Annotated in this window: 4 protein-coding genes; all 4 read left to right on the forward strand. The window is 67.5% G+C overall.

Annotated features, from left to right (window positions below; all coding sequences use genetic code 11):
* The first annotated feature begins 167 nt into the window (after positions 1-167).
* Positions 168-458: a DUF6285 domain-containing protein gene (locus tag ACFWF3_RS26045; RefSeq protein ID WP_378991931.1), complete on the forward strand. Its 291-nt coding sequence runs from the start codon at positions 168-170 to the stop codon at positions 456-458.
* Complete coding sequence (locus ACFWF3_RS26050) at positions 455-1,459, forward strand: phosphotransferase family protein (RefSeq protein ID WP_379315938.1); 1,005 nt, start codon at positions 455-457, stop codon at positions 1,457-1,459. The genes ACFWF3_RS26045 and ACFWF3_RS26050 overlap by 4 nt, the downstream gene beginning before the upstream one ends.
* 8 nt (positions 1,460-1,467) lie before the next feature.
* Complete coding sequence (locus ACFWF3_RS26055) at positions 1,468-2,730, forward strand: acyl-CoA dehydrogenase family protein (protein ID WP_379315940.1); 1,263 nt, start codon at positions 1,468-1,470, stop codon at positions 2,728-2,730.
* Positions 2,731-2,969: 239 nt separating this feature from the next.
* On the forward strand, positions 2,970-4,343 hold a 1,374-nt coding region (locus tag ACFWF3_RS26060), incomplete at its 3' end, for a multicopper oxidase family protein (protein ID WP_379315942.1).

The raw sequence follows: 4,343 nt of genomic DNA on the forward strand, positions 1-4,343 counted from the left end.
CGTGTCACAACCGCCTCCTTGCCGTTGGCGGTATGTCTAACACGCCAAGCCGTGAGATACATAGGCTTTGAGTCTCTTATTGTCTCGTTGCGCGATCTGCCGTAGCTTCACCTTCGAGTCAAAACGCTGAGTTCGTTCACGATGGCGGCAGCGCCAGAGGTGTCACTGTGCAGAATCAACCACCCGCAGCCGAGCTGCTGGAGTCCCTGGCCGAGCTACTGGAGAGCACATTGCTGCCGGCCTTGCCACCCGCGCTGCAGCACCGTGCGCGGGTGGGGGCGAATCTGGCCAGGATCGTGCGGCGCGAGATCGATCTCGCGCCGGCGGCGACGCGGCATGAACACGAACTGCTCGCCGCAGCCGACGACGAGCGCGCCTTGTGGCAGGCGCTTGTCGAGGTGGTGCGCGCCGACCTGGCGATCGCCAAACCCGGTTACGACAGCTGGGAGGGGCAGTGACCACCGATCTCGTCGCAGGTCTGGCCGAGTTCCTGACCCGGACCTGGGCCGCGCCTACGCGAGTAGACGAGCTGGAGTACCTTTCGGCCGGTGCGCGCCGACGCAATGTCGGCTTCACCGCGCACGTCGAGGGGGAGCGGGCCCGCAAGCTGGTCGCCACGCTCGTGCCTGCCGCCGTGCAGATCATGTCGGTCGAGGATGAGGCGGCGGTGCGTGAGCTGGCGCGCACGCACGGAGTGGCGGTGCCCGCGGTGGTGGCGGTCTGCGCGGATCCGGCCGTGGTGGGCGAGCCGTTCGTTGTCAGCGAGCACGTGGCCGGGGAGACCGTCCCGCGCAGGGTATTACGCCTCATCGCGGCCGCGGGCAACGCCGAGACGGTGGCCCGCGAGTGGGGCGAGGCGATGGGCAGGCTGCACGCCATCGATCCGGCCGCCGCTCCGCGCACCATGTCCGCCGCGGGCGACGATCCGGCCGCCGCCCTATTCGCCGCGGCCGAGGCGGACGTGCGTGTGCTGGTCGGCGACCGGCCGGTGTTCGAGCTGGCGCTGCGCTGGCTGGAACAGCGGCTCCCTGGCCCGCCGCCGCGCACCGCGCTGCTGCATACCGACCTGCGCAACGGCAATATCGTCGTCGCCGCCGACGGTTTGCGGGCCGTGCTGGATTGGGAGGGCGCTCAGCGTTTCGGCGACCCGATGCGTGACGTCGCCTGGCCCGCGCTGCGGATGTGGCGCTTCGGTGCGGACGAACGAGAGTTCGGCGGTTTCGCCGACCGCGCGAGCTTCCTGCGCGGCTACCAGGCCGCGGGCAGTGACTTCGACCTCGACAGATTCCGCTGGTGGAAGGTGATGGGCACGCTGGCCTGGGGCGTCGGCCTGGCCGCCCAGGCCGCCGCGCATGTCGACGGCAGCGTGCGCGACATCGTCATGGCCGCCAGCGGACGTCGTGTTTCGGAAATCGAGTGGGACCTGCTCATGCAGATTCGCCCCGAGGCGAAAGGTTAGGAGAGACAGTGGATTTCGAACTGCCCGAAGATCTGGCCGGATATCTGACCGAGCTGGATGCTTTCATCGAAGCCGAGATCGTCCCGCTCGAGCAGCAGGCCGACAACATTCGTTTCTTCGACCACCGCCGTGAGGACGCCCGCACCGACTGGGACCGTGGCGGCCTGCCGACCGCGGAGTGGGAGCGAGTACTGGCCGAAGCGCGTCGTCGTGCCGATGCCGCGGGCCACTACCGCTATGCCTTCCCGCGCGAGTTCGGCGGGCGCGACGGCACCAATCTCGGGATGGCCGTGATTCGCGAGCACCTGGCCGGCCGGGGGCTCGGTCTGCATTGCGACCTGCAGAACGAACACGCCATCGTCGCCAACAATGTGGGTCTGTTGCTGATGCTCGAGTACGGCACCCCGGCCCAGCGGGCCCAGTGGGTGGACGGACTGGCCGCGGGCACCAAGTTCTTCGCCTTCGGCATCACCGAGCCCGAGCACGGTTCCGACGCCACCCATATGGCGACCACCGCTGTCCGGGCGGGCGAGGACTGGATCATCAACGGGGCCAAGACCTGGAACACCGGAGTCCACATCGCCGACGCCGATCTGATCTTCGCCCGCACCGCGGGGCGACCCGGCGACGGACACGGCATCACCGCGTTCCTGGTGCCGACCGACGCGCCCGGCTTCCGGATCGAGGAGTACCTCTGGACCTTCAACATGCCCACCGACCACGCGCGCATCTCGCTGACCGAGGTGCGGGTCCCGAGTTCGGCGATCTTCGGGCAGGAGGGTCTCGGGCTCGGCGTCGTCCAGCATTTCTTCAACGAGAACCGGATCCGCCAAGCGGCCTCCAGTCTCGGTGCGGCGCAGTACTGCATCGACCAGTCCGTCGCCTACGCCAAGGAGCGCAAGCCTTTCGGCAAGCCGCTGGCAGTCAATCAGGCCGTCCAATTCCCGCTGGTGGAATTGCACACACAGTGCGAGATGCTGCGCGCGCTCGTCCACAAGACCGCCTGGTCCATGGACACCTACGGCACTTTCGCTGCCTCCGAACAGGTTTCGATGTGCAACTACTGGGCCAACCGGCTGTGCTGTGAAGCCGCCGACCGGGCCATGCAAGTGCACGGTGGTCTCGGCTACTCGCGGCACAAGCCCTTCGAGCACATCTATCGGCACCATCGGCGCTACCGCATCACCGAGGGGGCGGAGGAGATTCAGATGCGGCGGGTGGCCGGGTACCTGTTCGGGTTCATGGACCGAACCGCGGTCAAGGGGGTGTGAGTCCGCCTCCTCTATCGCCGTCTGGGTCGAGGCGAACTACACCGTGGTCAGCGTCGGCGGCACCATGGTCTACGGCCTCACCCAGTCGGTCGATTCGTGAGTTCGCCCCGGTGCGCGGGTGTTTCACGCACCGGGGATCGACCCGGCCGGTTCCATTCGATTTGGTATGGATAGCCGTACCCGGTGGTATGGTCGCCCCGTTCGGGTGGGCAACGGTGCCGCCCGGAAAGGGTTCGACCATGGAACATCCGATCGACCGCCGCCGGTTGCTACGCGCGGCGGGGGCGGGTCTGCTCGGCGCGGCGCTGCTCGAAATACCGGTCTCGGCCGTCCCGCCCGGCGTACGAAGTCCACTGTTGTTTCATTCCCCGCAGGTCGAACCGTTCGTCGACGAGCTACCCCGGCTGCCCGTGCTGCGGGGTACCCGGCTCGATCTCATCGCCTCGACCACCACCCATCGCTTCCACCGTGACCTGCCGGAATCGGCGGCACTCGGCTACAACGGCCTGAGCTATCTGGGCCCCACGATCGAGCATCCGGTGGGCACAGCACTGCGGCTGCGGTTCGAGAATCGGCTGACCACCCACCCGCTCGCCGACGACGTCGACACCAGCCTGCACGGCGTCACAGCGAGTTTCCGCACCGCCGCACCGTCATCGCTGCACCTGCACGGAGGTGTGACACCGCCCGACAGCGACGGGCACCCGGAGCAACTCGTCTATCCCGGCGGAGGCATCGACCACGAATTCCCGCTGGCCCAGGACGCAGGACACCTCTGGTATCACGACCACGCCATGGGTATCACCCGACTCAACGTCTACGCCGGGCTGGCCGGAATGCTGCTGCTGCGCGACGAATTCGACACCGGCGAACCCGGCAATCCGCTCGGCCTGCCCGCAGGCGAGTTCGAGATTCCCCTCGTCCTGCAGGAGAAACTGTTCACCGCCGCTGGGCAACAGTCGGTCCGTTCGACTCCGATCGTGCCGGCAGGCGGATGGGAGGGCGGTGCGGTGGGCGACATCGGTCTGGTCAACGGCAAGATCTGGCCGTACCTGCCGGTCGCCCGTGGTCTGTACCGGTTCCGGGTGCTCAACGCGGCGTCGTTCAGTGTGTGGAATCTGTTCTTCGGCAACCGGATGCGGTTCTGGGTGATCGGCGGCGATCACGGGCTGCTCGACGCCGCGGTCGCCGTCCGCGAGTTGCGGTTGTCACCGGGCGAACGGGTGGACGTGCTCGTCGACTTCGCCGAGTTGGCGCCGGGCGAGACCGTGGAGCTGTGCAACGACGAGGCACCGGTATCCCAAGCCGCGATCCTCGGCGAGGTCGCGATGCCGAGGTTCTGCCAGTTCCGGGTGCAGGATCGGCCGGGTTGGTCCGGCGGCGTGCCGCAACGGTTGCGCGGCGGGGCATTTCAGCCGCCGATGGTTCCGCCGATCGAGACGCCGACGGTCATTCGCGATGTCACCGTGAGTCAGCCCTACGAACTGCGGGTGCCGCCGGCGATCATGTCGCTCAACAACCTCACCTTCACCAGTCCCGAGATCGAAATGCCACGGCAGGGCACCGTCGAGCAGTGGAACATCATCAACATCACGCCCGATCCGCACCCGATC

It is taken from the genome of Nocardia sp. NPDC060220 (genome assembly GCF_042727815.1).
In the GTDB taxonomy this organism is placed as follows: Bacteria; Actinomycetota; Actinomycetes; order Mycobacteriales; family Mycobacteriaceae; genus Nocardia.